Source organism: Caballeronia zhejiangensis, assembly GCF_022879815.1.
Classification (GTDB): Bacteria; Pseudomonadota; Gammaproteobacteria; order Burkholderiales; family Burkholderiaceae; genus Caballeronia; species Caballeronia zhejiangensis.
Genome location: NZ_CP084287.1, coordinates 347530 through 373028, shown reverse-complemented (window position 1 = coordinate 373028; position 25499 = coordinate 347530). Strand labels below are relative to the sequence as shown.

The window sequence follows — 25499 nt, the reverse complement described above, 5'->3', positions numbered from 1 at the left end:
GTTCGTCAGGGCCACCGAGACCGCCGCCGCGCGGATAGCGATTTCGCATGGCCTGCCGGCGTCGCATCCCGCGATGAAGGCACGAACCTGGCAACGGTCCGCCGATCCGACGCACGCCACGACCTGACAGGCACACGCAAACAAGATCCTGCAAACCGGCTTGAGCCGGGAATTCCTTTTAACCTCTCGCACCGGAACACTCATGGCTTCAGATTTCACCGTCGCGCGCGCCTGCCGCGCGCTGGCGTCCCGTTGGCCCCAGAGCAGCATGATACGGTCGACCGCCGGTTTCCCGCCTGCGGCATAGGCCGCGTTCGACCCGTGTAGAAGCCCTGCGAACAGAGCGAAGGGACCGGATGTTTGTCTGTTGAGATCTGGGGTTCGGGCACGAGGACTTTCATGAGCAGACTGAAGAAAAGCACCGGGTAGACTGGTGAAACCTCGCTAGATCGCCTATCGCGTCCCGGTGAGCGCACCGCCGATTCTAGCCGTCAACCGTAACTCGTACCGAGACGTGCGCGCCGCTTACGCGTGCGGCGCTGCACGCCATCGTCAAGGGCGCCTTTGCGGGGGCAGCGGCGCGCTTGCGTGAGCGCGATGAGACGCAGAGCGCGCGGGCTGATCTGCTCGAAAAAGCGTCCGCGCATTGGCTCAGGCACAGCGCCGGCTCGCATATGGCTGATCAAAAGATTGACCTGCGCACGGTGCGCGACAACCTCGGCCACGCTTCGCTGACGACAACCAGCATCTACCTGCACGTCGACGACGATCGGCGCCATCAGGAGTGGCCCTCAGCTTCGTCATCGATTGGCGCGGAGAAAGCGTGTCGTGCGTCGTGACGCGCAGGTGCTTGGAAGTCTTTTTCTGGCTCCCGCCCAACGCGGACGATAGCCGGCTGGTGAGCGTGTTCAGGGACGGGTTCGCCCGGATCGAAGCGGTCGCGCGACGGAAACTGCGGGCCCGGCCAACGAGTCTCGTCCGTCTCACAGAGGCTGACTTTCCGGTGGTTGACGGTCTCGCGTCTCATTTTGCAAACCCACACTGAAACGCTGGGTGCACCGCAACGCAAAGGCGCATGGAAACAGAGACTATTAGTTGCATCCGGCGGAAGGAAACGCCCCGGTCCAACCACGGCCGCGCCACCGGCGACACCCCAACTCACACTTTCGACCCGTTGCCGTCATCTGCCCAACGCCGGTCGATGTCTGCAAGGCGACCCACAGCGGACGTCCGTAGGCCGCCTGACCAGCATATCAAGGCTCGTGATCGTTGCCCGGCTGATCTGATTAGCCGCGATCCAGGAGCGACGCGAGTTGTGGCAAGTCGGAGGCGATAACGTCGATGTATGGCTCCGGCAAGGTGTCGACCTCCGTCCGTGGACCGTTCTCAAAGGGACGCGGAACGAATGCTGTGAGCAGGCCGCTCCGCTTGGCCGCCATCAGATCCCACTTGTGGGCAGACACCAGCATGATCTCGCCCGGCACAAAGCCGAGATACTCGGACGCGAGCTGGTAGACACGCGGATCAGGCTTGAACGCGTGCACCAATTCGCCGGTGAGGATCGCGTCAAAGGGCAGTCCTTCGCGTTTGACGAGGTTGATCATTCCCGCCATCGATGCATTGGTCAGCGTTGCAACGACGAAGGCCTTGCGCAGCGACGTCAGTCCTGGCTGCGAATCGCTCCACGGTGTCATCGCTGCCCAGACGTCGAGCAAGCGGGTCTTGTCGTCGTCGGAAAGCGCATTGCCGCCTCGGTAGCGCGAAAGCAACGCAGGCAACACGCCGGCATACACGGCGCGGTTGGGCTGCCATGGCTTGCTCCCGGCGGCGATCTCGACGATAACGTTGTGCGCCGCAGCGCTCCACCGTCCCGGAAAAGTTGACCAGTCCTGAAGCCGCGGCTCCACAGCGGGAAGCCGGGCCAGTTCATGCAACATCGGATCGTAGAAGTTGAAGACGGTGCCTTGCATATCGAAGACAAGGGCCTTGGGTCGAATGGTGTCGTGTGCAGTTGTCATTTCAGTTCCTGACGGCGAGGGTGACAGCCCGTGAGCGAGTGAGGCGGCGGAAACGAGCGGCAGCGATGCGAGGATCTGCACGAAACGTCGTCGCCCGGGCTGCACTACATGAGGTTTCGAGAGATTCATGATATTTCTCGTTGCATAATCCGGTGTCGTCGATTTGGCCTGACGCTCAGCACCGCCCTAGTACGTCTCGGGCAGGCGCGGGCGCCGGACGCTCCGACCATCGATACCTCGCAACAACCACGAGCCCCACCACCGCCAGAGCCACGCCGGCGTACACCGTCGTGAGGACGTCGACGCCTGCGAGCGTCAGTCCGCCTACGAATGACCCGCCAGAAATGCCGAGGTTAAACGCAGCGACGTTGAGCCCCGCCGCCGTACCGACCGCCTCGGGCGCCACACGTCGAGCCACGAGAACGACAGTGGCCTGCATGATGGGAGGAACGGCGAAGGCGAAAGCGCCCCAGACAAACAGGTTGAGCAACACCAGCACCGAGTGGTGTGCGGTGAGCGAGAGCGTGGCGACCGACGCGGCGGTGCCGGCCAACGCGATGTTTATGCTGAGCTTCGGGCCATATCGATCAGACAGACGCCCTCCGCCGATCGTCCCCACCACCGAACCGAGTCCGAACACCATCAGCCCGAGGGTTACGCCTTCGCTTCCGAACCCGGTGGTATGAGTCAACAGCGGCGACAGGTACGTGAACACCGCGAACGTCGCTCCCATGCCTAGTGCAGCGATCGCATAGAGCGGCATCAATGCGCGGCTTTTCAGCAAAGCGAGCTGCGAGAGAATGGTCCCGGCGCTGCGCTGAGGCGCAAGCGCGGGCAAGAGTCGCCAAAGACCGATGGTCGCCAGCGCACCCGTGGCAGCCACTGCCAGGAACGGCAGCCGCCAGCTCATCAGATCGCCGAGCCACGTTCCGCCAGGGACGCCAGTCACCATCGCGATCGTCAGGCCGCTGACCATGATCGCCACGGCTCTGCCTGACTTATCCGGCGGCACCAGCGCCATGGCAACGGTTGTACCGAGGCCGAAGAACACGCCGTGCGCGACCGCCATCACGATCCGGATCGCGAGCAGCGCTGGGAAGTCTGTCGAAAGTCCGGCCGCCAGATTGCACAGCGTAAAGAACGCCATCAGCGCGAGCAGCAATGCGCGGCGCGGCAAGCGCGCGGTCATGGCCGATACCACAGGCGTTCCGACCGTAATGGCCAGCGCGTAGAAACTCACGAGCAAACCGGCCGTCGACACGGAGATGCCGAACGCCCTTCCAATATCGGGCAACAAGCCGACGATAACGAATTCCGTCGTTCCGATTGCGAACGCTGCGAAAGCGAGGGAAAACACGGCTGCGGGCATGGTGAACTCCTCAATGAAGTCATTCGGGCTGGCTTCGCGGTGACTGGAACGCGGACGGGCCAGAAGCGCTCTGTCCCGCCCGACGCTCAGCTACCGCGGCGCCACGCTTCAAAAGTCCTGAACGGTGGGGCGAATCACGATTTCGTTGACGTCGACCGAGCTGGGCTGCTCGATTGCGTAGGCGATGGCTTGCGCAATCGCGTCGGCGGGGATCGCCATCTTGTAGAAGTCGACGACAAAATTGCGGCTGTCGTCGTGGCCCGACCCGAACTTCAGTTCTGTGTCGATCGCACCCGGCGATATGACGGTCGTGCGGATGTTGCCGCCCACTTCGTGACGCAGACCCTCAGAAATCGCGCGCACCGCGAACTTCGTTCCCGAATAAACCGTGCCTCCGGGGCTGAAGACCTTCAGGCCCACGACCGACGCGATATTGACGAAATGGCCCGACTGCTGTTTTTCGAATACCGGCAGCGCCGCAGCAACTCCGTACAGGAGGCCCTTGATGTTGATGTCGATCATCCGGTCCCACTCGTCGGTCTTGCGCAGCGACAGGGGCGCGATCGCCATCAGGCCAGCGTTATTCACCATGACGTCGAGGCGGCCATGTTGCGATACGACGTCGCTGATCAGGCGGTTGACCTGCTCCTGATCCGTCACGTCCACCTGATGGATCGAGACTCGCCCGCCTTTCGCCAGGATTTCCGCGGCAACGCGTTGCAGCCTGTCGATGCGCCGAGCGGCCAGCGCGACAGTGGCGCCTTTCGAGGCAAGAAGTTTGGCGGTGGCTTCACCGATTCCGCTGGAAGCACCCGTAATGACGACGACTTTGTTTGCCATGATTTCTCTCCAAGAAGTTGAACTGCTTGCAGAGAAGTCTCGTCTCGATCAGCATTTTTGATTAGACTGGAATATATGGAATGTCTTTTCCATAGCTGCAAAAATCCCCACGACGCCATCCATGACCGCACTCGCCGACCTCAACGACATCGCCGTTTTCGTGCGCGTAGCGCAGTTCGAGAGCTTTAGCCGGGCCGCGCGGGCACTCGGCATGCCTGTCTCAACCGTTAGCCGCAAGGTGACCGCGCTCGAAGAACGGCTTGGCGTCACGTTGTTGCAACGCACGACGCGCAGGCTCAGCCTGACGTCACAGGGTCGCGCCTACTTCGATCAATGCAGCGAGCCGCTAGGTCATCTGTATGACGCCGAGCGCGTGATCACCCAGACGCAGAAGAAACCGGGGGGCGTGCTACGCATCTCCGGTCCTGTGATGCTCGAACAGGAACCGTTTTACGCCTTCCTGTCGGCATTTTTGAATAACTATCCGCAGATCCAGGTGGACCTGTACTTCACGAACGCGTTCATCGACCTGATTGCCGAAAACGTCGACGTTGCTATCCGTTTTGGTGAATTGCAGGACTCAAGCCTCGTCGCACAGCGCGTGGGACGAAGCGTGCGGCACCTCGTCGCGTCGGCCGACTATGGGCGTAGCCATGTCCTCCCCTCGAGGCCCGACGAGCTGAGCCAGCATCCCTGCGTGCTGATCAACGCCCGCAACAACGAAACGGAATGGCAGCTGGTCAGCGGGCGAAAAGCGGCGAAGGTGCACGTGAGCGGCCCCGTCGCCGCGCGCGACTTTCACATCGTCCATGCATTCGCCCTCCGCGGGCACGGCATTGCGCTGCTTCCGTCGAGCTATTGCGACCCGCATATCGCCAGCGGAGAACTGGTGCGGGTGCTGCCTGACTGGGCGTCGCCGGAGCTATCCGTGCATGCCGTCTATCCGACGCGGCGCTTCATGCCGTCGAAACTCAAGGCGTTCCTTGATGCACTCAAAGCATGGGACGGGCCGCTTTGGCTGCCGTTGCGGTGAAGGGCTTTGGTACTAACGCCAGCCGAGCGCCGGAGCGACGTGGGTGAGGATCGATTCGATCACGTGTGCGCAGTACTCCACGCCGAGCTGGTTCGGCACGGTCAACAGTAGCGTGTCGGCTTCCGCAATCGCCTCGTCGGCTGCGAGTTGCCTGACGAGCGCGTCCGGCTCTGCCACATAACTACGGCCGAAGATCGTCCTGATGTTGCCGTCCAGCAGTCCGATCGTGTCGTCGCTGTTCGCGTCACGTCCAAAGTACCTGCGGTCGCGATCGTTCACCACCGCGAAGATGCTGCGACTCACCGACACGCGCGGTTCGCGCGCGTGGCCGGCTTCCTTCCACGCCTGCCGGTAAGCACGAATCTGCTCCGCCTGCTGGACATGGAGCGGACGGCCCGACTCGTCGTTCTTCAGTGTCGAGCATTGCAGGTTCATGCCCATCCCGGCTGCCCATACCGCGGTGGCGTCCGATCCCGAGCCCCACCAGATGCGATCGCGCAACCCTTCGGAATGAGGCTCGACGCGTAGCAGGCCCGGCGGGTTGGCAAACATCGGGCGGGGATTTGGCTCAGCGAAACCTTCGCCACGCAGCACCTCGTAAAACACTTCCGTGTGCCGACGTGCCAGATCGACGTGCGTCTCACCCTCTTCCGGCGCATAGCCGAAATAGCGCCAGCCGTCGACCACCTGTTCGCCCGAGCCGCGGCTGATGCCGAGTTGCAGGCGTCCACCGGCGATCAGGTCGGCTGCGCCCGCATCTTCGGCCATGTACAGCGGGTTCTCATACCTCATGTCGATGACGGCTGTACCGATTTCGATTCGACTGGTTCTCGCCCCCACAGCCGCCAGCAACGGAAACGGTGACGCGAGCTGGCGCGCGAAATGGTGCACGCGAAAATATGCGCCATCCGCGCCGAGTTGCTCGGCGGTGACCGCGAGGTCGATGGATTGGAGCAGGACGTCGGACGCCGAACGCGTAAGCGAGTGTGACGAAGCAGACCAGTGGCCAAACGATAGTAAACCGATTTTCTTCATGTCAGTGTTGCGCAAGCCCGAAAGGCAATGACCGCATCGTGTGAATCGGGCAGACGACGCTTGCATGCGCGCGGTCTGCCCGTTCGTTCCTTGCGGCTCAGGCCGGGAAGTCGGTGGATGCGGAAAGCGCCTTCCAAGTTTCCGTTTCCGCCGTCACATATGCATTCTTTTCCGCTACTGCCTTAAGCGTGTCCGTGCCGAGCGGCAAACGCATAGGCGGCGTCTCTGCATCGACGAGCCTGACCATCGCGGTTGCCAGTTTTGCGGGATCGCCTGGCTGATTATGATTAATCTCGCCTGCGAGTTGCCGCAGTTTGCCCGACGTCTCTTCATAGTCGCCAATGATCGTACTGCCGACGGCTAGCGACGACGCATCCAGAAAGTCCGTGCGGAAGAACCCGGGCTCGATCATGGTTGCGTGAATGCCAAGCGGCTTGAGTTCGGCATGCAGCGCTTCGGTGATGCCTTCCACAGCGAATTTCGTCGAACTGTAGACGCCGACACCTGCCGCCGCCTGATAACCGACGAGGGACGACGTGTTGATCACATGCCCCGAACGCTGCTTGCGCATCACCGGCAACACGGCGCGTGTCACGTTGAGCAACCCGAACACGTTCGTCTCGTAGATGCGGCGAACTTCAGCATCGCTCGATTCCTCGACGGCCGCGAGCAGCCCGAAGCCCGCGTTATTGACCAGTACGTCGATGCGGCCGAACTTATCGACCGCGGCTTCGACCGCCGCCTTCGCCTGTGCCTCGTTTGTCACGTCGAGCGCAAAGGTGAGCAGCGCGGGCGACTCTCCAAGCCGCTCGGCGATCGCGGCGGCGTTGCGGCCGGTGGCGACGACAGCATTACCGTCGTCGAGAGCGGCTTGCGCGATGAGCGAGCCCAGACCGCGCGACGCGCCGGTGATGAACCACACGCGTTTGAACTGCTGGTTCGTGACGTTGTTCATGACTCTTCTCCGTGATTCGTGATGGATATAAAACGAAATGCATGGAGAGAAGTGTCGGCGTCACGCGGAGGTTTGATTAGACGGGTATGGATGGAATGACTTTTCCGCGTGTGGAAAAATCGCGCGAACGAAGGGACACGCGTGATGCGTCTTTCCGAGACGCAGGCTGCGCGAATGTCGACAAAAGTGGGTGTGACACGTTCACCCGAAATGCGGTGTCCGGTATGGAGGTTACAACGGCCGTGCAGCACACCGCCGGGATCGTCGCTTCATGGCCGGACTCAGACGTTGCTCTGCAGCTTGCCGCCCAGCCCTGCCGAACTTGCCTTCGCCGGTGACACAATTTGATTCGCTCCGGGAAGCCGTTGCCTTGCAAGGCTCAGCGGGCACGGGCCTGCGTTCTACGGCGAGTTGACAAATTTGTTGGCGCAAAAGTGACAGATTCATTACGGTGTACGGAACAACAGCGCGAAGATCGCCGAGCCGATCAGATACCCCGAATTCAGCGACATGGACACCCGTTCGCCGCCCGTTTCGCAGAGCGTCGTCGCGGCAATCTCGACGATCCAGAAGAACAGCGTGATGTCCGGAACTTTGGATTCACCTTTCATTAGGATACGTTTCGGTTTCAAGTGTTGCAGTATGCTTGGAGCGACTCGGCGTTACGTCGACAAGTTCGCGCGGTCCTCCCGCGCGGCGCACGCGCTCGGCGACGAGCCACGATGCAAGCGCCAGGCCGCCCGACAGCACTTCGCGCATGCGCTTGACGAGCGCGAGCGACAGCGCCGCCTCCGTGCCGATGCCGGCGAGCTGGCTCGTCAGCACGATGGCGGCATCCTGCACGCCGACGCCGAGCGGCACGAAAAAGGCCCACATGCCGCGCAATTTGCGCGACGGCTTCGACGGCGACGGCATCGGAGAACGTCACGGGCACGCCCATCACCCAGAGCGCGAAGAAGTTCTCGATGGCGCCCGCGCCCTGCCCCGCGAGTTGCCACGCGGGCGCGGCGAGCCACGCGCGAGGACGTTGCGCCAGCGCGCGCAAGGCGGCGTCCCACCTTCTCGGTAGGTTGCGGCCAACGCTTCCCCACACCACGCGCTCGGGGCTGCATCCATGTACGCACGGGCCATTTTCGTCACGTCTTCATAGCTCGGCGGTCCTACTCTTGTGTTCAGGTAAGCGGCGGACACCTTCACCTACGTGCGCACTCGGTCGAGCATTCCACGGACGACGTTGTATGCATCGCGCCCTGATTCAGTTGTCGGCAAGAGGGCAATGTGGTCGAAGACTACGGACAGGCAAGCTCACAGGCTTCATCCGATTTTCTTCGGTCGGCGTCTATGGTGCAGAGCTTAGGTGCCTTCAAGTAGAAGCAACCGCGTCGACCTCGCTCATGCTCGTCGAAGGCACCGAAGGCACCGAAGGCACCGAAGGCATCGAGTCTGCAACTTTCTCTGCCGATGCACGACTAGCCTTCTTGGCGACAACCTTCTTCGCCGGAGGTTTCTTGCTCCCAGCCTGCGGTCCCTTCTTCGCTGCGGACGTCGACTTCTTTGCAGTAGCGCTCTTGCCTGCAGATGTCTTCGCAGACGTCGCCGACGCCTTCTTGGCAGCGCCCTTCTTTGCCGTTGAAGTCGCGGTCGTTTTCTTCGCGGTTGCTTTCTTCGCCGCGACTGCCTTCGGTGCGCGTTTCTTCGCCCCATCAGCCGCCGTGGACGCCGCGCCGTCAATCAGAAACTTGGTTCTGTCTTTCGCACCAGCAAGCCAGCTCGGCGCCTTACCACGACCGCTCCACTCTGCGCCGCTTTTGGGGTCACGATATTTCGCGGGTTGAGGTCCGCGAACGTAATTGCCTGCAGGCTTAACTAAACTTTTGTCGGAAGTAGGCGCTGTTGGCGCATTGCCGTCAATCAAGAACTTCCTTCTGTCCTTGGCACCAGCAAGCCATCCCGGTGCCTTGCCACGACCGCTCCATGTCGCCCCCGACGTGGGGTCGCGGTACAGAGCCGGCTGCGGACCGCGTTTGTAATTGCCGGGCTTCGCGCCATTCGTAGAGGCTTTGTTCTGGGTGGTCAGATTGCTCGTCGTGTTGCCATCAATTAAAAATTTGTCGCGATTCTTTGCGCTCGCAATCCAGCCTGGCGCGCGGCCATGTCCGCTCCATGTCGCCCCCGACTTTGGGTCTATGTATTTGGAAGTCGACGTATTCCCCTTCGCGCGTACACCGTCCGTGCTGACGGTGCGCCCGCGCTTGCCGGCATCAGAGCCTAGGTCCTCAACGGTAATCCCGTGTTCCGCCATCAGAGCTTGAATATCGGAAATGACCTTCGTCGATTGCTTCTTGACGATAGCCTCCGTTTGCGCTTGGAGCTTCGCAATTTTCGCGTGGATGGACTGTAGCGTAGCCATGACTTCCCCGATTCGTGGTTGCATGCACGCACTATGCCACACGGGCGACTACAAATGCGGGTTTGCAAGCGGTCGATTTTTGAACGAATGTGAGTTGGCCGCAGAAGTCATTTCGAAAGCGCCAGAAATGTCGGCCCGATTCCATTAAGGACGTGGCACATTGCGCAGCGAATCGGCCCAAAAAACTTTTGATAAGAGAGCATCCACTGAAAAGAGAGAAAGTCTACTCAAAGAAGACGCGGCCCTCGACCGACTAATCTCACGGAAAGGAGGAGTCGTTGCAAGCTTAGTTTGCACCGATGCGTTTGGATGAACCTGCTAGCTCAGAAAGCCGTAGGAAATCGGCGAAGGCAAGCTTCGCGAGCCGCAGCGAGGCTACCGAATGCCCTTAACGTCTCCTACGAACGACAAAACGCATCCTAGCCCTTGTCAGGTCCTGCAGACGCTTGACGTCGGAATGCAACGTGTCACTCTTCGCCGCTCTCTTCCTCGTCGGCAAAAGGCTCGATGAACTCGAAATTGTTCTCAACGACTTCGACGCGGATTTCTTCGGCGTCGTCCTCGATTTGGAGGTTGTTCGGTGGCGTCGCGATTACTCGGAAGTCGTAACCCAGGGCACTTGCCTCGGCAACGAATTCGCCTTCTTCGTCCTCGCGCAGGATGTCGTCTTCAAGCAAGGAGCGCTTCTCTAAATGGAAGTCCTTCTCAGTCAGGACGAGCCGCTCCTCCTCCTGCGTTTCGACATCAACAACAAGCAGCTCTGCGTTACCGGAAAGTTCGAGCATGGCGCCCTCCACGGCTATTTGACACTTGGTACTTCGGTTGATGTGAGAGTTCCAGGATTTGGCCTCACCGTGGCGTCTGTTTAAATCTTCAGGTAGCCTAGTGATAATAGTGCCCCGCTGTGATGCCGCCGTTCAACAAAATACGTTGCAGTAGGGACTGGCTTGCGCGAAAGAAGCCGGGGTGACCATGGCCGCCATAGAGCACGTGTTCGTTCTCATGCTCGAGAACCGTTCTTACGACAGCGTATTTGGATGGTCGAACCTGGCGGGCACCACGCCTACCGGCGAACCGACGACCGCGAACGGGCTGCCTCCTGCTTCTATCGTCAACTTCGGACGGACGGGAACTTCCTACAAGCTAGGAAGAGGTGCGCCCTATGCGCTTGGCTTCGACCCGGGCCATGAATTCACCGATGTTTGTGTCGAGCTGTGTGGCCTGCAGGTCGCCAGCGCCGACACGGTGCGCCACGACTCGCTCGTTATTGGTGCTGCAGGATATCCACCGTTCGCTACAGACACGTCAACGACGGGTTTTGCTGGAACATACGAAGACCACTCGGATGTAGTAGCCGATGCCTTCAATGCTTTTACGCCTGACCAACTTCCCGTCCTAAACTTCCTGGCAAGCCAATTCGGTGTATGCGACAACTGGTTCTCGTCGGTGCCAGGACCCACTTGGCCTAATCGCTTCTTCGCAGTTGCAGGAACTTCTTCCGGGCTTGACCATTCGCCGAGTGCGGCTCAAGTGCTGGAGGCAGTGTTTTTCAACGCCCCAATTTTCACTTTTCCGAACGGAACGGTCTTTTCGAAAATAGGAGAATCAGACTGGCTTATCGTGCAAGGCGACGTTGCTCAGACACGCGGCATCTACGGGATGCAAAATCTGCTCACGCGGTTCGTCAGCATGGATACCCTGCTCGCCCGCCTTGCTACAAACTCATTGACGGAGAAATTCATATTCATCGAGCCCACCTACGACGCAACGAACGACTTTCGAAACGGCAACTCAATGCATCCGGCCGGTGACGTTCGTCGAGGTGAAGCATTGGTTAAGCAAGTCTACGACGCTGTCAGCACATCTAGTGTATGGTCAACGAGCGTGCTGCTGGTTGTCTTCGATGAACATGGGGGCTTCTTCGACCATGTGACGCCTCCGATTGCAGTGACGCCTGGCTCCGCCGAAAACGCCCGCTTGAAGACCCATAATTTCTCGTTTGACAGGTTGGGAGTCCGGGTTCCCGCTATTGTCGTATCTCCCTTCGTTCCGACCGGTACTATCGACCACTCGGTGTACGACCACACATCGATTCTCAAGACGACAGACAAGCTGCTCGGGCTGAATGGACTGCTTGACCTGACGGCGCGGGTGCGCGAGGCCGATGACTTCACAAAGATGCTGAGTCTTTCGACGCCTCGCACCGAAGTTCCGGTGTGCCCACCGCCTATCACGACAGCCGGCGCCTCTAGACCATCGAGCGAGGGCGCTCCGCGCTCGAAGGACCCTTTCTTGCCACTGTATGCGCACCACTGACGCTCCCAATTGATGCCGGCAGTCAAGCCATCTCCGATGAGAAGGCCGAGCGTTCGTGGGGAACGCCGTCTACCTTCCGACCGTCATCTGGACGTCGTCAATTGAGAACAACCGGCGGACACTGTTGGAAGCGACTACAGGTTGCCGTCTCATTATTGCGACCTTCACTCATTGAAGTTTATGATAGACGCACAAACCGCGTATGAAACTTAGGAGGCAGTCGGGCGACGCGCCCTTTCTGAAATATGCGTCAAAGAGTACCCCTTCGCGGTTTCGCGCGACGAACGCTCCGTCTTTTGATGTGTATGCGCAGATGAACGTCGCGGCCGAATTCGGATTGCTGCGAATGGCACGCGCAGTCGCAAAGCCATCCCGCTGTGGCATCATCAAGTCGAGCAACACCACGTCAGGCGGCCAATGTCGAATAATTTCCAAGGCTTCGCTGCAACCTCCGGCGACTCTTGTTTGAAGCCCTTCTAACGATAGGCATTCGGCCGTGGCGACGGCCGCCCCTCGGTAATCGTCGACAATGAGTACTCGCTCTGTTAGCTCAACCCGACGTTGCGTCCAATTCCCTAGTTCGGTCACCATCGCGCGCTCCTATTGCCGCCTGTTCACCACCCGCATTATGCAAGGCGGTCGGCCCGCTCGAATGGCGCCAAGCGCACACTAATGAATATCATATAGGGCTCGCTCAAGGGTCAGGGTCCCGAGCACGGTTCAGATTCTCAACTAAATTCAGTGCACTATCTCGGGACAAAGGGGCGTAAAGCGATTTCCCTTTGGCTCTTAGGTAACCGGCAATCCCGCATTGGTGCAAGACTTTTGATTGCAGCCCTATCGGCAGGGTTGAAACGGGCGAGAATGAACTCACTTCGCGATGCATTCCTAGAATCGTCGGGCGCGATGTCGCTCTAATGTCCCAGCTAGACTGTGACCGAACCGCTGACAAACCCCTGCCGTGATGCTGACCCGCAAGGGCCTTCGACATGCGCGATTCGGTCTTTTGATTACTACCAGTTCAAGCGTGTGGCTTCACGGTGTGATGGTGATGATGCTTCTTTTGGTGGTGCGTCTTCGCACTTGCCGCGACCGGAACTGCGACGGCGGTAATCAGAAGGACAGCAAGCGTCGTCTTGAACACGTTTTTCATAGCGGCTTTTTTCGAAGGAACGGTAAGTTTCGATTTGCCCGAATGGGCAGTCTCATTGTAACCGGACCGCCCACTCGCAAACCTCCAACGCGAAAGATGTGACGCCCGTCCGACAAGCGTTTTTCCTACCGGCGCCGACGGCGCAAGGCACTCGCTCCACCGCCGCGCGCCCTCCCACTAACCTGCCGACACTTGAATCCTTCGTGGCTTCGCTTCTTCCCGACGCGGGATAGTGAGCGTCAAGACGCCGTCCCTCAGTGACGCTGCGACCTTCGATGTATCAAAGTCCTCGCTGACGGTAAAGGTGCGGGCGAAGTACGGTGCCCGAACTTCGCTATGTGCGAGTTGCAGGTTTGCCGGCACCGGAACCACCGATTCCGCTTCGATGGTCAGGCTGCCGTCATGTACTTTCACATCGAGCTTATCCCTCGAAACACCGGGCAGGTCGGCCCAAAGCGTGACTTTATGAAGGTCCTCAACGATGTCGACGCTTGGCGTCAAGGTTTGTCGGCGACGCGCCTCCGTTGCTTCTTGGCGCGTCACGGCACCTTGGTCGCGTTCTGTGATTTGCGTATCGGCGTTATCGCTCATGGTGTCACCTCACTGTACAGTAATCGAGCGCGGCTTCGAGGTCTCGCGCTTGCCAACCGAAATCAGAAGACAGCCATCGATATACTTCGCTTGGACCTTGTCCGGGTCCGCCTGCTGCGGGAGTTCGATAACCCGGCGGAACGACCCATTGAAGCGCTCTTGCGCATACTGTCGGGCACCCTCGGGCGAATTTTTGTAGCCCGTAGTTCGTTCACCGGCGATAGTGAGCAATCCCTTATCGACGGACACATCTATCTTGCTCACATCCAGGCCTGGCGCGAATGCAACGATTTCGACTGAGTCTTCAGTCGACCCGACGTTGATTTGCGGGAACGTTCCGACACGCGTCGAACGAAGACTGGTAGGGAACCCGCCAAACAGGCTGGACATCTGGCGCTGCAGACGGTCCAGTTCGCCGAAAAGGTCGGGTGTGGTGAACGCATCACTCATTTTCGCTCTCCTCTCGCGGCGGGCGGGGGAGCTGCTTACGCGAATCAGCCCAGCTGCCCCAATGCCGCAGACAATCAAGTTGAAACACGCAGCGCGCGCGATTGCGAGCAACTGCCTTGCAACGCCAACAATAGTAGCGGCATATACGTTTTCAAGAGGCACACCGAAAAATTTTTCGACTCTGAGAACATGTAATTTGCCCATGTCCTCCCCGCCGCCGTAGTGAGTAGGAGGACACCGTGGAATTTGATACAGATTGGCGCACGCCCGGCACGCATCGCATTCGGCTCCGCTCGGTCATGGGTTTTCCAACAGAAGTCATGCACCAACTGGCAGAAGTGACGCGACTAGCCGTTGATAACAACATGAGCGCACGGACGCGCGTTGTGGACATCGTTCTACGAGAAGCAAAAAGCTACGACATCACAGTCGGTTCAACCTTGCCGGAGGACCGCATCTGCGCGCCGCAACTCGAAGCGGCTGTCGCAACAGCGATAGGACTGCCATCCGTGCAGGTGAACATTCTGTGCAGACCGTAGCTCAGGAGGAGGTTGACCTGCCTTCGGTGTCTACGAGCGAATGCTGGCGAAAAAGTTTGGCGCGGCGACGCCCATACAGTGACATACAGGTTCACTTATGGGCCGGCGCACCAATCATTTCAGAATCTTTATTGACCCATGCGTTCGTCGTTACTAAATTCTGCTTCGTCAAGGCCAGTGAACGCGACAGTTGGCTGCGGGACTTCATTATTTGACGTCGTACCGGAGTGACCCGTCGCATCCACCCTTGTGGCGAGTGAGATGACTGGATTTAAGAAGAATCATTCGCTGAGGTTTCGGCAGGTAGTCGACCAAGCGAATTTGAGGCTCGCAGATGCGAGGAAGCGTTGGAAAACTTCTTGGGAGGTAAGTCTATCGAAGGTGAACAAGAAATTGGGCGTCAAGCGCATGACAGTACCGACAAGTCAGTCGGGTAACTGCGTTCTATCTCGGAGCTACAAAATCGAGTCCATTGTTGGGCAAACATCCCGGCTCTTTCCGGGGCAAGTGTCTTCGGCATCGCCGCGAGCCGCGCTCAAACTGCCGCGGCTCGCACTCGTTGGACTACCGCCCGTACCAATACTTCAATGCTGTTTCGCGGAAGACCTCCCTGCACACGTAGGGCGCATCGCCGAGCACATCGACAGTGCAATCAACTGACGTCAACGCAAGCTGTCGGCGGCGCTTCGTAAGAATGCATCCGTTAATGGGCGTCTATAATCTGGAGGCCGACTTTCCAATCACTCTGGTGCTTACGCACCACCGTCGTCTCGCATCCTCTCTTCCGCGAGAGTGAGAACCGATTCTAGCTCGGCTAAACCAACCGGTTTTGTTAAGTGCGCATCAAAGCCTGCTGCCCTGGTTCTCTGTCGGTCCCGTGCCTGACCAAACCCGGTTACTGCTGCAACGACGAGCGCGACATTGCGCGCAGCGTCACGTAAGCGCTCGATAGCCTCGTACCCAGTCAACGATGGCATAGAAAGGTCTAGCAGCACCAGGTCCGGACGAAACAAAGCCGCTATGTCTATTGCCTGTGCGCCGCTATAAGCCTTCGAGACGTTGTGACCGAGGGCCTCCAGAAGCATCGCCATGCTGTCCGCCGAGTCATGGTTGTCATCTACCACCAAAACCTTTATCGTCCCTTTTTGCGACCGTGTTAGCCGTTCTTCTGGACTTGCGAACCTCGGGCTCTCTTTGTACGCCGGTAACCAAACGATGAATTTGGTACCGCGGCCGGGACCTGGGCTCACTACCTCGATGCGACCTCCATGAAGTTCGACAAGTGACCGCGCTAGAGTCAGCCCGATACCGAGGCCACCTTCTTCCGTGGACGAATCAGGGTCCTTGTCTTGCGCAAACAGGTCGAATACTAGGTCGAGTGACTCGGGCGCAATCCCGCGACCATTATCCTCAATGGAAATCGAAATCATCCAGTCGACGTGCAGCGCCTCGAGCTGAATGAGCCCGCCCGCCTGGGTATATTTCGAAGCGTTGTCTAAGACGTTGTAAATGACCTGAACGAGCCGTGTCACGTCGCCGTTGACGATAACTGGCTCGTCTTCTGGCATACGGACGTCGAGCGTTTGGTCTTTGGTTTCCACTTTGGGCCGAACAGCTTCGACCGCGCGGTCGATGACGTCTTGGATGGCGACGGGTGCCGGCGTCACTCGAACTTTCCCCGTGGTAATGCGCCCCGCATCAAGAAGGTCGTCGACAAGTCGAGTCAAATGCGATAGCTGCCGGTCAACGATGTCCCGGGCGCGGCGAAGCACGTCTGGGGTCGGCAGCGACTCTTGTTGGAGAAGGCCGACCGCGTTGCGTATTGGCGCCAGCGGATTCCTCAGCTCATGTCCCAACATGGCGAGGAATTCGTTCATCCGGCGACTAGAAGCTTCCAATTCCTCAAGCCTGCGTCGTTCCGTCATATCGCGGACGACTTTAGCGAAGCCTAGCAGTTTGCCATCCCCGTCTCGAATTACGGAGATGACGATGCTCGCCCAAAACAGGGAGCCATCCTTGCGTACACGCCACCCCTCTTCCGAATACTGCCCGCTACTAAGTGCCCGACGCAGCACTTCCTCCGGCCGACCTTTCGCACGTTGGTCCGGCGTGTAGAAAACGGAAAAGTGTCGCCCGATGATTTCGTCCGCAGCGTAGCCCTTGACGCGCTGAGCGCCCGGATTCCACGTCGTAACGATTCCAGTCTCGCTCAGCCGAAAAATGGCGTACTCACGGACTGAATTAACGAGCAACCTGAACGTCGCATCGTCGGTCCGCGTCCCGTTCCCCTCACCCCCCGGATGCCAGTTCGACGAGCTGTCGATGTCGGTCATCACCTTGGCCTTTTTTTAGGTTTGAATTTGAGTTCGCTGCAAGCGAACGGTGTTAGTTCGTAGGCGACAGCACCATCCAGCGGACGCGCGGCAGGAACGCGAACGGGAAGAGCGGCCACGAATAAAGAACTGAAGCAATCAAAGTGCCTTACCTCAATAAAGAGAGGCGTTTCTGAGCTCGGGTGTTCTCCCATCACCTCCATCGATGAAACACCGACACCCTTGCCGGATATCACACAGCCGGTGAGAGACTATCAATCTTATACACGTTTGCCGATGTCCATAATGGGCGACTTCACGACACAGTGCGCGGCACAGAACAAAGGTAGACCGCCTACAATGAATGAACGCTCACTGCCTTCAGCCTGAAATCAGAGCTGACATGTAGGAGCGTCTGAAATGTCTATCGTCGAGCGACTCCAACGCACGGGTTCAATCGTCACTTCCCGGCTTGACTCACGCCCCCATCGCTTGCCCGACTATGCTGCGGAAAATGCAGCGCTGCACGCTCTGGCAAAAGCACTTAGAGACGGATTCAAAAAGGCTGCTCTGTCCGTCTGAGGATGTTCCAGCAGACAAGGGAGCAACCGAGTTTGAGAAATGCTTCGTGAATGTCGGCGCGACGTTCGAAGCGAATACGAAGACGACGGAAGTTGTGAAGCCACGCATGAGTACGTTCGACAACCCAGCGGAATTTGCCCAGACCACTGCCGTGCTCTGTCCGGCGCTTGGCAATCACCGGCTTGATGCCGCGCTTGCGAAGCTTCTGGCGATGCGTCTCGGAGTCATAGCCACGGTCTGCGTAGATGACTTTGGGCTTCTGAAGAGGTCGGCCACGTACGCCGCGCATCGGTGGAATGGCGTCAACGAGTGGCAGCAATTGAGTGACGTCATTGCGATTCGCGCCTGTCACGATCGCGCTGACAGGAACGCCGTTAGCGTCTACCAGGATGTGGTGCTTGGAACCTGGTCGCGCGCGATCCGTGGGGTTCGGACCAGTTTTTCGCCCGCCCCAACGGCTCGCACAGAAGAAGAGTCGACGGCTGCTCGCGAGAAGTCCAGTTCGCCTGCCTCGCGCAACTTCGCCAGCAGTAGCTCGTGCAATCGCTTCCAAACACCCGCCTTCTGCCAGTCGCGCAACCGTCTCCAGCAGGTTGAGCCCGAGCCAAAACCCAATTTTGTCGACACGTCGCGCCAGCGGATACCGGTCTTGAGCACGAACAGGATGCCGTTCAGCGCAGCCCTGTTCGCGACTGGTAACCGGCCTGGATACTTCTTGCGCCGTGGTTTCGGCGTCGGCAGCAATGGCTCGATCCGTGCCCATAGTTCGTCATCAACAATCGGCGCACCCATCCTTGGTTCCCGTTGTTCAGATGGCCAAGGTTAACAGCTTGCCGAGAAGGTTAACAGCCCCACCGGAGTCTTTTTGATTCCGTCTCTTACTACGTCGCAGAGCGCGATGCTGCAGACGTTGGTCGACACGGCTCTTGCCCTATGTCGTGCGGGCAGTGCGGGATTCAGCCTTCACGAACAGCAGCCAAGTCAACCCGAGACTTTCCGTTGGATTGCGGCGTCGGGTCAGTGCGCTCGGCTCGTCGGCCACGTCATCCCGACGGACGAGAGCCCTGGCGGTCTGGCGTTTCGCTTAGGCGCGCCTCGGCTCATATCTTTCCCGAAGCTGGTATTCCCGTGCCTTTCAGTGATTGAACCAGACATCACCGAGGAGCTCGTCGTACCAGTCCCCGGCAGAGACGGTCCGCGCGGAGCGCTTTGGGTCCTCTCTCATGACCGCGAGATACCGATGATGATCTTGCCTGTCGCATCGAGAGATTTGATCCCCGCGATGAGCCCGCGAATCACTCCGCGTGCGATTTTGAATTTTTCATTGTTGTACTGAGTGTTCCACACGCCATCGACCCAGCCGAGCAGACATTGCGGCGCAAGCTCGTTGGTCACTTCATAATACGCATAGCGCTGCACGCCGACGATCTCCTGCGCAAGCTTGTATGAGGCGTTATAGGCGCTCTCTTCGTCCGCAAAATTCAGGGTTTGAATGATCACGGGGTAAACGGTGATTTTGCCAATTGAGGCCATGGTCTGAGCGAACTCCGCCAGCATGATGGCGCTACCCTCGTCGTAGACCTCGTTGCGGTACATTTTCGCGCGCAAACTCCCCAGCTGATCTTTTTGCAGAGCGGGGCTTGCGAGGGCATAGGGGCCGCCGCGGACCCAATGCCCGTTGATGCCATAAAACACGTCACTGCTGCTCGGAAAAATGACCGGTGACGGCACGGACTCCGAAGCATCGTGAGAAGTGGCCGGGGTGCTGCTCGATGAATCGCCGCCGCAAGCCGCGATCGAAGAAACCAACACAAAAGAGCCGACTACGTAGCAAAACGAATTGTAAAGGTTCATTTTTAACTCGACACCTTACGGAAGCTCTAACAATGGTTGCGCACTACTGCGGATTCGTCATGCGCCTCGGATGCGTGGCCGTCAGCGGCGACTTTCACGCCCGCCCATGCGCATAACAGGTGATTGTTCGCCGTTAGTCTTTGCATCACACCGGCCGGCGACCTTATTGCTAAGGTGCGCTTCCAGAGGCACAGTTGGCTTTGACATAGAGCAAGAAGTTTGGAGATGCTCGCTTGCCTTAGAACACAAGATAGGACAACGCAGAGTCGGTAGACCAAAAGGACACGACCGGACTCACCACCTCGCACGAGACGAGGAACTCTCGAGTGGATCGCGTTGCACCTCCGGAGGAAATCACCTTTGCCCTGCTTAAGAAGATTTCTAGAGGTCGAACGTCTCTTGCCGAGTTATCGTTGTCAGTCGACCATTACTTCGATCCATGCAGGATGAACTCAGCGTCCGTCGCGAAATCAGAGCCGAGGGAGTTGGAGGTACATCACGGCGACGCGTGGACTGACGCACCGGAGTTGCGCTCCCGTCTTGCTTGCTGTTTCGTTGATATTGATCAACGTCGACGGGGTCTGCGAGTGCAGTATTTCAGAAGTAGCCCCCGGGCGACTTCAACTCACCACTTCAGTTTCATGTCTCGACGTAAGGCCCACTGCAGGAGGCCATCATGCTGCGCGGTCTCGACGGGCATCAGCTTGCCATTGCCCACCACTCCATAGCTATCTGGCACCCGCAAGCGACGCGAGCTTTTCCAACGTTGCGGATGCGACCGCTCGCGTTCATTGGTCTGCCACTCTTTTTGTGCATTTCGCTAGCTCGCGCAGCGCCGCCAATGCTGCCGAAAGGCGGGCACTTCGTCGCCGGTAGCGGCTCCATCGCCGACGGCGGCCAATCGGTGACGATCACTCAGACCTCCGCGCGCGGCATCGTTGACTGGTGCTACTTCTCCATCGGCAGCGGCCGTACTGTCATATTTGACAACGGCTCCGGGGCGACGCTCAATCGCATTACGGGCAGCGACGCGTCCGTCATTCTCGGCCGTCTCAGCGCGACCGGGAGCGTTTATCTGATCAACCCGCAAGGCGTGGTCATTGGCCCAGGTGGCGTCGTAGCAACGGGCGGTCGATTCGTCGCATCCTCGCTCAACGCCGATAACAATGCATTCATGGCTGGAGGTTCGCTCACCTTCTCTGGGGGAGGCAACGGCGTGGTGGTGAATCTAGGCAAGATCGGTTCGTCGGGTGCGGATGTGATTCTCGTCTCGCGCACCGCCGTGATCAATGCGGGCGAGATCGATGCGGCGAAGGGCACGGCCGAACTCGCGGCCGGCAATCAGGTCCTGTTGCAGGATTCGGCCGGCAGCCGGCAAGTGTTCGTGCAGACTGGGAGTAAGGGCGACGCGATGAACGCGGGCGCCATTCGCGCTGCGCAAGTCAGTCTGCAGGCCGCCGACGGCAATGTCTACGCGCTGGCAGGCAACAGCGCGGCGATCCGCGCCACCGGCACGGCCACGCGCGACGGCCATGTATGGCTCGTCGCAGACAAGGGCGCTGTGCATGCAAACGGCGCAATCGAGGCGGCGGACAGCAGCGGCAGCGGCGGCACTGTCGAGACTCTCGCGAACAAGCTCGATGTGGGCGGTGCGACAGTGCAGGCCGGCGACTGGAAGCTCAGTGCGCCGAATCTGACTGTCGATCACTCGACCGCCAACACCCTCTCGCGCAGCCTGAGCAAAGGCACATCAGTCGATGCCGAAGCCAACGGCACGAACGGCGCGGCGGGCGACTTGACACTCAAGGGCAATGTCAACTGGACGGGCGATGCGTCACTCACGCTCGGCGCGGCGCATAACGTGACGATCACTTCGAAATCAACGGTCAGCAACACTGGGGTGGGGAACCTCAGGCTGCGCGCCGATGCATATGGCGTCGACAACGCCGGCGGCGTGAGCAACCGGGGAACGATCGACTGGTCGAAGAGCAAGGGTATCGTCAGCGCGCTTTACGACATGAACGGCAGTTATACAGCCGGCAAAATCGTATCCAATTCGGACTGGACCGCAGCGCCGTATAGCGGCGAGGTCGCGCAGGTCTCCGCATTTAAGCTCGTGAACAGCGCGGCGGATCTCATGAAGATTTCGCAGGACCTGAAGGGCAACTATGCGCTCGGCAAGGACATTGACCTGAAGGCTACAGAGGGCGAATCGTTCAGCCCAATCGCCCCCAGCGTTACAGCGCCGTTCGCCGGACAGTTCGACGGCTTCGGCCATCTCCTCAGCAACCTGAACATCTCCGTGCCGTACGGTTCTAGCTCGGCTTACGTAGGACTCTTCGGCGTTATCGGGACGAGCGGTGTGGTGCGCAATCTAGGAATCGCGAACGCCCACGTCGAAGGTGCAAATGGTGGTGTCTACGGCGCGCTCGCGGGTCGCAACGATGGCTACATCGCCTACGCATGGTCGACCGGCGAAGTAGCCTCGGGCCCGGGACCGACCTACGCGGGAATTGTGGGCGGCGGTCTCGTCGGATGGAACAAAGGCACGATCGAGCGCTCATGGAGCGGCGCATCGCTCGGAGGATACGGGGATTATGGCGGACTTGTCGGTGAGAATAACGGATTAATTGCGCAGTCCTTCACCACGGGCACAGTCGCCACCGGGTCTCATGCCGCTGGCGCCGGTTTCGTCTACTACAACGCCGGGCTCGTCCGACAATCCTATGCGACGGGTCCGGTCTACACCATGGTCCAAGACGGCTCATTCGCGGTTTGGAATACCGAGACGGGTGTGATCGAGGAGTCATTCACTGTGGGCAAGACGGCACAGCAACCCTTCCCTAATACGTACGGCGCCATTGCTGGCTCGAACTCGGGCACAATCCGTAATACTGTTTACTGGAACAAGGAAACGACGAATCGTCTGAACGCCGTGGGAAACGGCGGGGACAGCCCGGCCCCGCCCACGACGAATGGACTGACCACCGCGCAGATGAGCACCCCCGCGAGCTTCGTCGGGTGGAATTTCGGTAAGGGTGGCCTCTGGACGATGCCTGCGGGGGCAACACATCCGATATTGCAGTGGCAGACGGCGCCTAATTAGTCCGGCGCGGCGGTATATCCACACGCGGAAGCCGACCAAATTTCGACGGCGTGGTACGGCCCTGGTACTCGATACATCATTGTGCAATGTGATGCACGCTGCCGAAGCCGACGTTGCTCGTTCGGGGAATTTGCGGACGAATGTAAGCATGCTGGGAGGCGGCCCGAGGCGCCTGGCAGGTCGCTCGCCTTGTCACAGCTTTCGGAAACATCGCGCTTGATCCTGCGTGTTATCTACACGGTTATTCACGGTCCAAACGCACCGGTTGCCGACTCAACGTGCGTCTGCGCGCAGCCCGATGCTACTCAATGTCCCGGTCCGTTCTCCTCGATGCAGCTCAGCACGAGCGTACCGTCCGTGCCGGCCTCGGGGCTGAGCATCGCGGTATGAATTTCGGTGGCGGTGCAGCGCCACTCTGCCTGTAGATCTGTGCTGCATGAGCGCGCCGTGTAGCCGATGCTTTGCCGGTCCGCCACGTACTGGCAGGTATCGCGGCCATCGCATTGACGCACAAGATCGCCCGTCGCATTGCCGGCCGGTGCGCCGCAGTTCGCGCCATAGGTGCCGGACAGAACAGTGATCGTCCGGGCATCCACGTTCGAAAAACAACTCAGGCCAGTAATTCCTAATATCGCGCAAGCCCGGCCGATGCCCATTCTCCGCGCAACCGCGCTGTTCCGGTTCATGGCGCCCTCCTTGTGCTCCGGAGAACGCGTCGGCAATGCTATGACGCGTCAACGGATTTCTTCGGTAATACGCTCGCCACGACGCAATCGCACTGCGCCCCGCCGCATTCGAACACATCGCGCTGGGCAAGATCAAGCGCCTGAGCAAGCGATTCGCGCAACGTGCTGCGTGCGCGAAAATGCCGGCTGCGCACGGTCGCTTCGGGAAGGTGGAGGCACTGCCCGGTCTCCTCAACGCTCATTTCCTTGATCGAGCGCATCGCGAATACGGCGCGAAACAACTCGGGCAATGCATCGAGCTCGCGTTCCAGCAGCGCCGCGACCGTGGATGATTCTGCGCAAGCTTACGGAGATTCTCGTCGGTAGCGCAGTTCTCGCTGACTTCGAATCGCCACAACAAAAACCGCGTCGAACTCTGGCGACCACCGATACAGCGCCAGATAGCCATGGGCACCGTTTGAAATGACCAACTCGCGCATGCCTGGACAGTTGTCGACCGGCCGGCCGATCATCGGGCTTGACTGGAGGATGTCGAGCGCGGACACGATGTCATCGATGCGCTCGACTGCACGCTCTGGCGTATGTTCGAAGAGAAACTCAAAGATGCGATCGAAGTCCTCGTGAATTTCCGGCGCGAGGACTATTCGCGCCATCGCTTGACCTTGGGTACTCCCGGCGAGCCGCCTGCTGCCCGCTCGCGCAGATAGTCACGCATCTCGTTCCATTCGAGCCCCGCATTCGTCTCTAGCATCTTTGCTACTCGAGCATTCCCCTCGTCGAGAAACGCCTGTCGCAATTCTTCGTTCGCCACGCGCTCTGCGATGGCGTCGAGCATGAAACTGTGTGCCGTGGTGCCGGACTTGTCGGCCAGCCGGGAGACCCGCTCGCGAAGCTCTGACGGCAGGCGAAGTGTGGTGGTCGACATGGCATCCTCGTTGTGCTACACATGTGCTACATCCTACGCGAGCGGGCGCAACATTGCAAATGCCACCGGTTCGCACGGCCCGTCGAGGCACATATCCCATTGATTGATTTTGTGCGTTTGCTATTTGACATTATGCTTATAATGTTGATAAAGCAATGACGAGCCGATGTCAAATCGAACGTGACGAGCGCTTCGAGGGGCGTCGGGTGCAATGCATACGACGACGAAGCGTGACAGCCAGGCGCGGATCGCGTCGAGGTCGTGAGCGGCGGCAATCTGTGCGCGTCCCGTCACTGCGCGATTTCGTGACTTCAAAACATGCTGCGCCGACCGCAACGGATACGATCTCGGCGGACTGCGCATTGCGGAGGTCAGCGCCACCACCCCACGGGCGAGTTCTTCGTCCGACATGATGCGGACGGCGCGCTGCGCTGGTGGCTCACCGTGCACGGCAAAGGCGACAAGCAACGGCTCGTGCCCGCGACGCGCGAGATGATGATGGAACTGTCCCGCTATCGGCAGCAGCTTGGATTGAGCGCCCTGCCGTTGCCCAACGAAGATACGCCGCTTGTGCTGCCAATTGGCGCCACGGCGTCGAACGCGCGCACCGAGAGGTGCGCGCCGCTTACGCGTGCGGCGCTGCACGCCATCGTGAAGGACGTATTTGCGGGCGCAGCGGCGCGCTTGCGTGAGCGCGATGAGACGGCGAGCGCGCGGGCTGATCTCCTCGAGAAAGCGTCCGCGCATTGGCTCAGGCACAGCGCGGGCTCGCACATGGCGGATCAAAAAATTGACCTGCGCGCGGTGCGCGACAACCTCGGCCACGCTTCGCTGACGACAACCAGCATCTACCTGCACGTCGACGACGATCGGCGCCATCAGGAGACCGAAGAAAAGCATCGCGTAGACTGGTGAAACTTCGCTAGATCGCCTATCGCGTCCCGGTGAGCGCACCGCCGATTCTAGCCGTCAACCGTAACTCTGCTCATGAAAGTCCTCGTGCCCGAACCCCAGATCTCAACAGACAAACAGGCCCTCAGCTTCGTCGTCGATTGGCGCGGGGGAGAGCGTGACGTGCGTCGTGCCGCGCAGGTGCTTGGAAGTGTTTTTCTGGCTCCCCCCGGATGCGGACGATGCCCGATTGGTGAACGTGTTCAGATTTGGGTTCTCTCGCATCGAAGCGGTCGCGCAACGAAAGCTGCGCGCCGCCAACGAGTCACGTCCGCCTGACGGAGGGCGATTTTTCTAGCCGTTGGATGCTTAGCCTGCGTGCTTGCAGCGAGCCTTCGGCATTATTTAGTTGGCTGCCATTCAAAGGTGTGTGT

General features: G+C 59.4%; 21 protein-coding genes and 6 pseudogenes. 7 read left to right on the top strand and 20 right to left on the bottom strand.

From position 1 onward, the window contains the following. Positions 1–518: 518 nt before the first annotated feature. Both LDZ23_RS31450 and LDZ23_RS31445 read left to right on the top strand, forming a co-directional pair. A pseudogene (locus LDZ23_RS31450) lies at positions 519–839 on the top strand (tyrosine-type recombinase/integrase); the annotation flags it as partial. Beyond that, positions 785–1045, top strand: a complete 261-nt coding sequence (locus LDZ23_RS31445) for a DUF1488 family protein (RefSeq protein WP_342346281.1) — start codon at positions 785–787, stop codon at positions 1043–1045. The pseudogene LDZ23_RS31450 and the gene LDZ23_RS31445, both read left to right, overlap by 55 nt. Positions 1046–1286: 241 nt before the next feature. On the opposite strand, the gene LDZ23_RS31440 is transcribed toward LDZ23_RS31445, so the two are convergent. From LDZ23_RS31440 to LDZ23_RS31430, 3 genes are all read right to left on the bottom strand, one after another. Next, entirely contained in the window at positions 1287–2147 is an 861-nt protein-coding gene (locus tag LDZ23_RS31440) for a haloacid dehalogenase type II (protein WP_244808338.1), read from the bottom strand. A 46-nt stretch (positions 2148–2193) separates the two neighbouring features. After that, the gene (locus tag LDZ23_RS31435; protein WP_244808337.1) at positions 2194–3387 is read right to left on the bottom strand and encodes an MFS transporter; all 1194 of its coding nucleotides are present in this window, start codon (positions 3385–3387) and stop codon (positions 2194–2196) included. Positions 3388–3495: 108 nt separating this feature from the next. Continuing rightward, a complete protein-coding gene (locus LDZ23_RS31430; protein WP_244808336.1) occupies positions 3496–4227 on the bottom strand; it encodes an SDR family oxidoreductase in 732 nt (243 codons plus the stop codon). A gap of 121 nt (positions 4228–4348) precedes the next feature. Between LDZ23_RS31430 and LDZ23_RS31425 the strand changes: the two genes are divergently transcribed. Continuing rightward, positions 4349–5260: a LysR family transcriptional regulator gene (locus tag LDZ23_RS31425; RefSeq protein WP_244808335.1), complete on the top strand. Its 912-nt coding sequence runs from the start codon at positions 4349–4351 to the stop codon at positions 5258–5260. 12 nt (positions 5261–5272) lie between these two features. Here LDZ23_RS31425 and LDZ23_RS31420 read toward each other — a convergent pair whose 3' ends face one another. From LDZ23_RS31420 to LDZ23_RS31395, 6 genes and pseudogenes are all read right to left on the bottom strand, one after another. After that, positions 5273–6295 (bottom strand): LLM class flavin-dependent oxidoreductase, encoded by a 1023-nt coding sequence (locus LDZ23_RS31420; RefSeq protein WP_244808334.1) that lies wholly within the window; start codon positions 6293–6295, stop codon positions 5273–5275. A gap of 97 nt (positions 6296–6392) precedes the next feature. After that, complete coding sequence (locus tag LDZ23_RS31415; protein WP_244808333.1) at positions 6393–7250, bottom strand: oxidoreductase; 858 nt, start codon at positions 7248–7250, stop codon at positions 6393–6395. A gap of 458 nt (positions 7251–7708) precedes the next feature. Next, positions 7709–7861: pseudogene (locus LDZ23_RS31410) on the bottom strand (hypothetical protein); the annotation flags it as partial. Continuing rightward, positions 7851–8165, bottom strand: coding sequence for a hypothetical protein (locus LDZ23_RS31405; RefSeq protein ID WP_244808332.1), 315 nt, complete (start codon positions 8163–8165; stop codon positions 7851–7853). The pseudogene LDZ23_RS31410 and the gene LDZ23_RS31405, both read right to left, overlap by 11 nt. Before the next feature lie 448 nt (positions 8166–8613). After that, the gene (locus LDZ23_RS31400) at positions 8614–9684 is read right to left on the bottom strand and encodes an H-NS family nucleoid-associated regulatory protein (protein ID WP_244808331.1); all 1071 of its coding nucleotides are present in this window, start codon (positions 9682–9684) and stop codon (positions 8614–8616) included. Positions 9685–10127: 443 nt separating this feature from the next. After that, positions 10128–10445 (bottom strand): hypothetical protein, encoded by a 318-nt coding sequence (locus LDZ23_RS31395; protein WP_244808330.1) that lies wholly within the window; start codon positions 10443–10445, stop codon positions 10128–10130. A 187-nt stretch (positions 10446–10632) separates the two neighbouring features. Between LDZ23_RS31395 and LDZ23_RS31390 the strand changes: the two genes are divergently transcribed. Next, positions 10633–11976, top strand: a complete 1344-nt coding sequence (locus LDZ23_RS31390; protein ID WP_244808329.1) for an alkaline phosphatase family protein — start codon at positions 10633–10635, stop codon at positions 11974–11976. 168 nt (positions 11977–12144) lie between these two features. Here LDZ23_RS31390 and LDZ23_RS31385 read toward each other — a convergent pair whose 3' ends face one another. From LDZ23_RS31385 to LDZ23_RS31375, 3 genes are all read right to left on the bottom strand, one after another. Beyond that, complete coding sequence (locus LDZ23_RS31385) at positions 12145–12567, bottom strand: response regulator (protein ID WP_244808328.1); 423 nt, start codon at positions 12565–12567, stop codon at positions 12145–12147. 739 nt (positions 12568–13306) lie between these two features. Next, complete coding sequence (locus LDZ23_RS31380) at positions 13307–13720, bottom strand: Hsp20/alpha crystallin family protein (protein ID WP_244808327.1); 414 nt, start codon at positions 13718–13720, stop codon at positions 13307–13309. A 9-nt stretch (positions 13721–13729) separates the two neighbouring features. After that, on the bottom strand, positions 13730–14170 hold the full coding sequence (locus LDZ23_RS31375; RefSeq protein ID WP_244808866.1) for an Hsp20/alpha crystallin family protein: 441 nt from the start codon (positions 14168–14170) through the stop codon (positions 13730–13732). 239 nt (positions 14171–14409) lie between these two features. On the opposite strand from LDZ23_RS31375, the pseudogene LDZ23_RS31370 reads away from it, so the two are divergent. Further along, positions 14410–14791: pseudogene (locus LDZ23_RS31370) on the top strand (hypothetical protein). Between the two features lie 670 nt (positions 14792–15461). Here the strand turns inward: LDZ23_RS31370 and LDZ23_RS31365 are convergent. The 4 genes and pseudogenes from LDZ23_RS31365 to LDZ23_RS31350 form a co-directional block, all read right to left on the bottom strand. After that, on the bottom strand, positions 15462–17042 hold the full coding sequence (locus LDZ23_RS31365; RefSeq protein WP_244808326.1) for a hybrid sensor histidine kinase/response regulator: 1581 nt from the start codon (positions 17040–17042) through the stop codon (positions 15462–15464). A 535-nt stretch (positions 17043–17577) separates the two neighbouring features. Then, positions 17578–18156 (bottom strand): IS5 family transposase, encoded by a 579-nt coding sequence (locus LDZ23_RS31360; protein WP_241484852.1) that lies wholly within the window; start codon positions 18154–18156, stop codon positions 17578–17580. Between the two features lie 44 nt (positions 18157–18200). Continuing rightward, a pseudogene (locus LDZ23_RS31355) lies at positions 18201–18395 on the bottom strand (transposase); the annotation flags it as partial. 429 nt (positions 18396–18824) lie between these two features. Then, a complete protein-coding gene (locus LDZ23_RS31350) occupies positions 18825–19457 on the bottom strand; it encodes a hypothetical protein (RefSeq protein WP_244808325.1) in 633 nt (210 codons plus the stop codon). A gap of 676 nt (positions 19458–20133) precedes the next feature. On the opposite strand from LDZ23_RS31350, the gene LDZ23_RS31345 reads away from it, so the two are divergent. Further along, positions 20134–22563 (top strand): two-partner secretion domain-containing protein, encoded by a 2430-nt coding sequence (locus LDZ23_RS31345; RefSeq protein WP_244808324.1) that lies wholly within the window; start codon positions 20134–20136, stop codon positions 22561–22563. 305 nt (positions 22564–22868) lie between these two features. Here LDZ23_RS31345 and LDZ23_RS31340 read toward each other — a convergent pair whose 3' ends face one another. The 4 genes and pseudogenes from LDZ23_RS31340 to LDZ23_RS31325 form a co-directional block, all read right to left on the bottom strand. Beyond that, positions 22869–23249, bottom strand: a complete 381-nt coding sequence (locus LDZ23_RS31340; RefSeq protein WP_244808323.1) for a hypothetical protein — start codon at positions 23247–23249, stop codon at positions 22869–22871. A 38-nt stretch (positions 23250–23287) separates the two neighbouring features. Further along, positions 23288–23566, bottom strand: a pseudogene (locus tag LDZ23_RS31335) (sigma factor-like helix-turn-helix DNA-binding protein); the annotation flags it as partial. A 27-nt stretch (positions 23567–23593) separates the two neighbouring features. Further along, a complete protein-coding gene (locus tag LDZ23_RS31330; RefSeq protein ID WP_244808322.1) occupies positions 23594–23902 on the bottom strand; it encodes a type II toxin-antitoxin system RelE/ParE family toxin in 309 nt (102 codons plus the stop codon). Beyond that, complete coding sequence (locus LDZ23_RS31325) at positions 23890–24174, bottom strand: CopG family ribbon-helix-helix protein (protein WP_244808321.1); 285 nt, start codon at positions 24172–24174, stop codon at positions 23890–23892. The genes LDZ23_RS31330 and LDZ23_RS31325 overlap by 13 nt, the downstream gene beginning before the upstream one ends. 346 nt (positions 24175–24520) lie before the next feature. Here LDZ23_RS31325 and LDZ23_RS31320 point away from each other — a divergent pair. Next, a pseudogene (locus tag LDZ23_RS31320) lies at positions 24521–25089 on the top strand (tyrosine-type recombinase/integrase); the annotation flags it as partial. Between the last annotated feature and the right edge of the window lie 410 nt (positions 25090–25499).

What these genes read in the sequence shown, in the direction of transcription:
- LDZ23_RS31440 (WP_244808338.1), bottom strand. Translation starts at nt 2,147, where the DNA reads ATGAATCTCTCGAAACCTCATGTAGTGCAGCCCGGGCGACGACGTTTC.
- LDZ23_RS31435 (WP_244808337.1), bottom strand. Translation starts at nt 3,387, where the DNA reads ATGCCCGCAGCCGTGTTTTCCCTCGCTTTCGCAGCGTTCGCAATCGGA.
- LDZ23_RS31430 (WP_244808336.1), bottom strand. Translation starts at nt 4,227, where the DNA reads ATGGCAAACAAAGTCGTCGTCATTACGGGTGCTTCCAGCGGAATCGGT.
- LDZ23_RS31425 (WP_244808335.1), top strand. Translation starts at nt 4,349, where the DNA reads ATGACCGCACTCGCCGACCTCAACGACATCGCCGTTTTCGTGCGCGTA.
- LDZ23_RS31420 (WP_244808334.1), bottom strand. Translation starts at nt 6,295, where the DNA reads ATGAAGAAAATCGGTTTACTATCGTTTGGCCACTGGTCTGCTTCGTCA.
- LDZ23_RS31415 (WP_244808333.1), bottom strand. Translation starts at nt 7,250, where the DNA reads ATGAACAACGTCACGAACCAGCAGTTCAAACGCGTGTGGTTCATCACC.
- LDZ23_RS31405 (WP_244808332.1), bottom strand. Translation starts at nt 8,165, where the DNA reads ATGCCGTCGCCGTCGAAGCCGTCGCGCAAATTGCGCGGCATGTGGGCC.
- LDZ23_RS31400 (WP_244808331.1), bottom strand. Translation starts at nt 9,684, where the DNA reads ATGCAACCACGAATCGGGGAAGTCATGGCTACGCTACAGTCCATCCAC.
- LDZ23_RS31395 (WP_244808330.1), bottom strand. Translation starts at nt 10,445, where the DNA reads ATGCTCGAACTTTCCGGTAACGCAGAGCTGCTTGTTGTTGATGTCGAA.
- LDZ23_RS31390 (WP_244808329.1), top strand. Translation starts at nt 10,633, where the DNA reads ATGGCCGCCATAGAGCACGTGTTCGTTCTCATGCTCGAGAACCGTTCT.
- LDZ23_RS31385 (WP_244808328.1), bottom strand. Translation starts at nt 12,567, where the DNA reads ATGGTGACCGAACTAGGGAATTGGACGCAACGTCGGGTTGAGCTAACA.
- LDZ23_RS31380 (WP_244808327.1), bottom strand. Translation starts at nt 13,720, where the DNA reads ATGAGCGATAACGCCGATACGCAAATCACAGAACGCGACCAAGGTGCC.
- LDZ23_RS31375 (WP_244808866.1), bottom strand. Translation starts at nt 14,170, where the DNA reads ATGAGTGATGCGTTCACCACACCCGACCTTTTCGGCGAACTGGACCGT.
- LDZ23_RS31365 (WP_244808326.1), bottom strand. Translation starts at nt 17,042, where the DNA reads ATGACCGACATCGACAGCTCGTCGAACTGGCATCCGGGGGGTGAGGGG.
- LDZ23_RS31350 (WP_244808325.1), bottom strand. Translation starts at nt 19,457, where the DNA reads ATGAACCTTTACAATTCGTTTTGCTACGTAGTCGGCTCTTTTGTGTTG.
- LDZ23_RS31345 (WP_244808324.1), top strand. Translation starts at nt 20,134, where the DNA reads ATGCTGCGCGGTCTCGACGGGCATCAGCTTGCCATTGCCCACCACTCC.
- LDZ23_RS31340 (WP_244808323.1), bottom strand. Translation starts at nt 23,249, where the DNA reads ATGAACCGGAACAGCGCGGTTGCGCGGAGAATGGGCATCGGCCGGGCT.
- LDZ23_RS31330 (WP_244808322.1), bottom strand. Translation starts at nt 23,902, where the DNA reads ATGGCGCGAATAGTCCTCGCGCCGGAAATTCACGAGGACTTCGATCGC.
- LDZ23_RS31325 (WP_244808321.1), bottom strand. Translation starts at nt 24,174, where the DNA reads ATGTCGACCACCACACTTCGCCTGCCGTCAGAGCTTCGCGAGCGGGTC.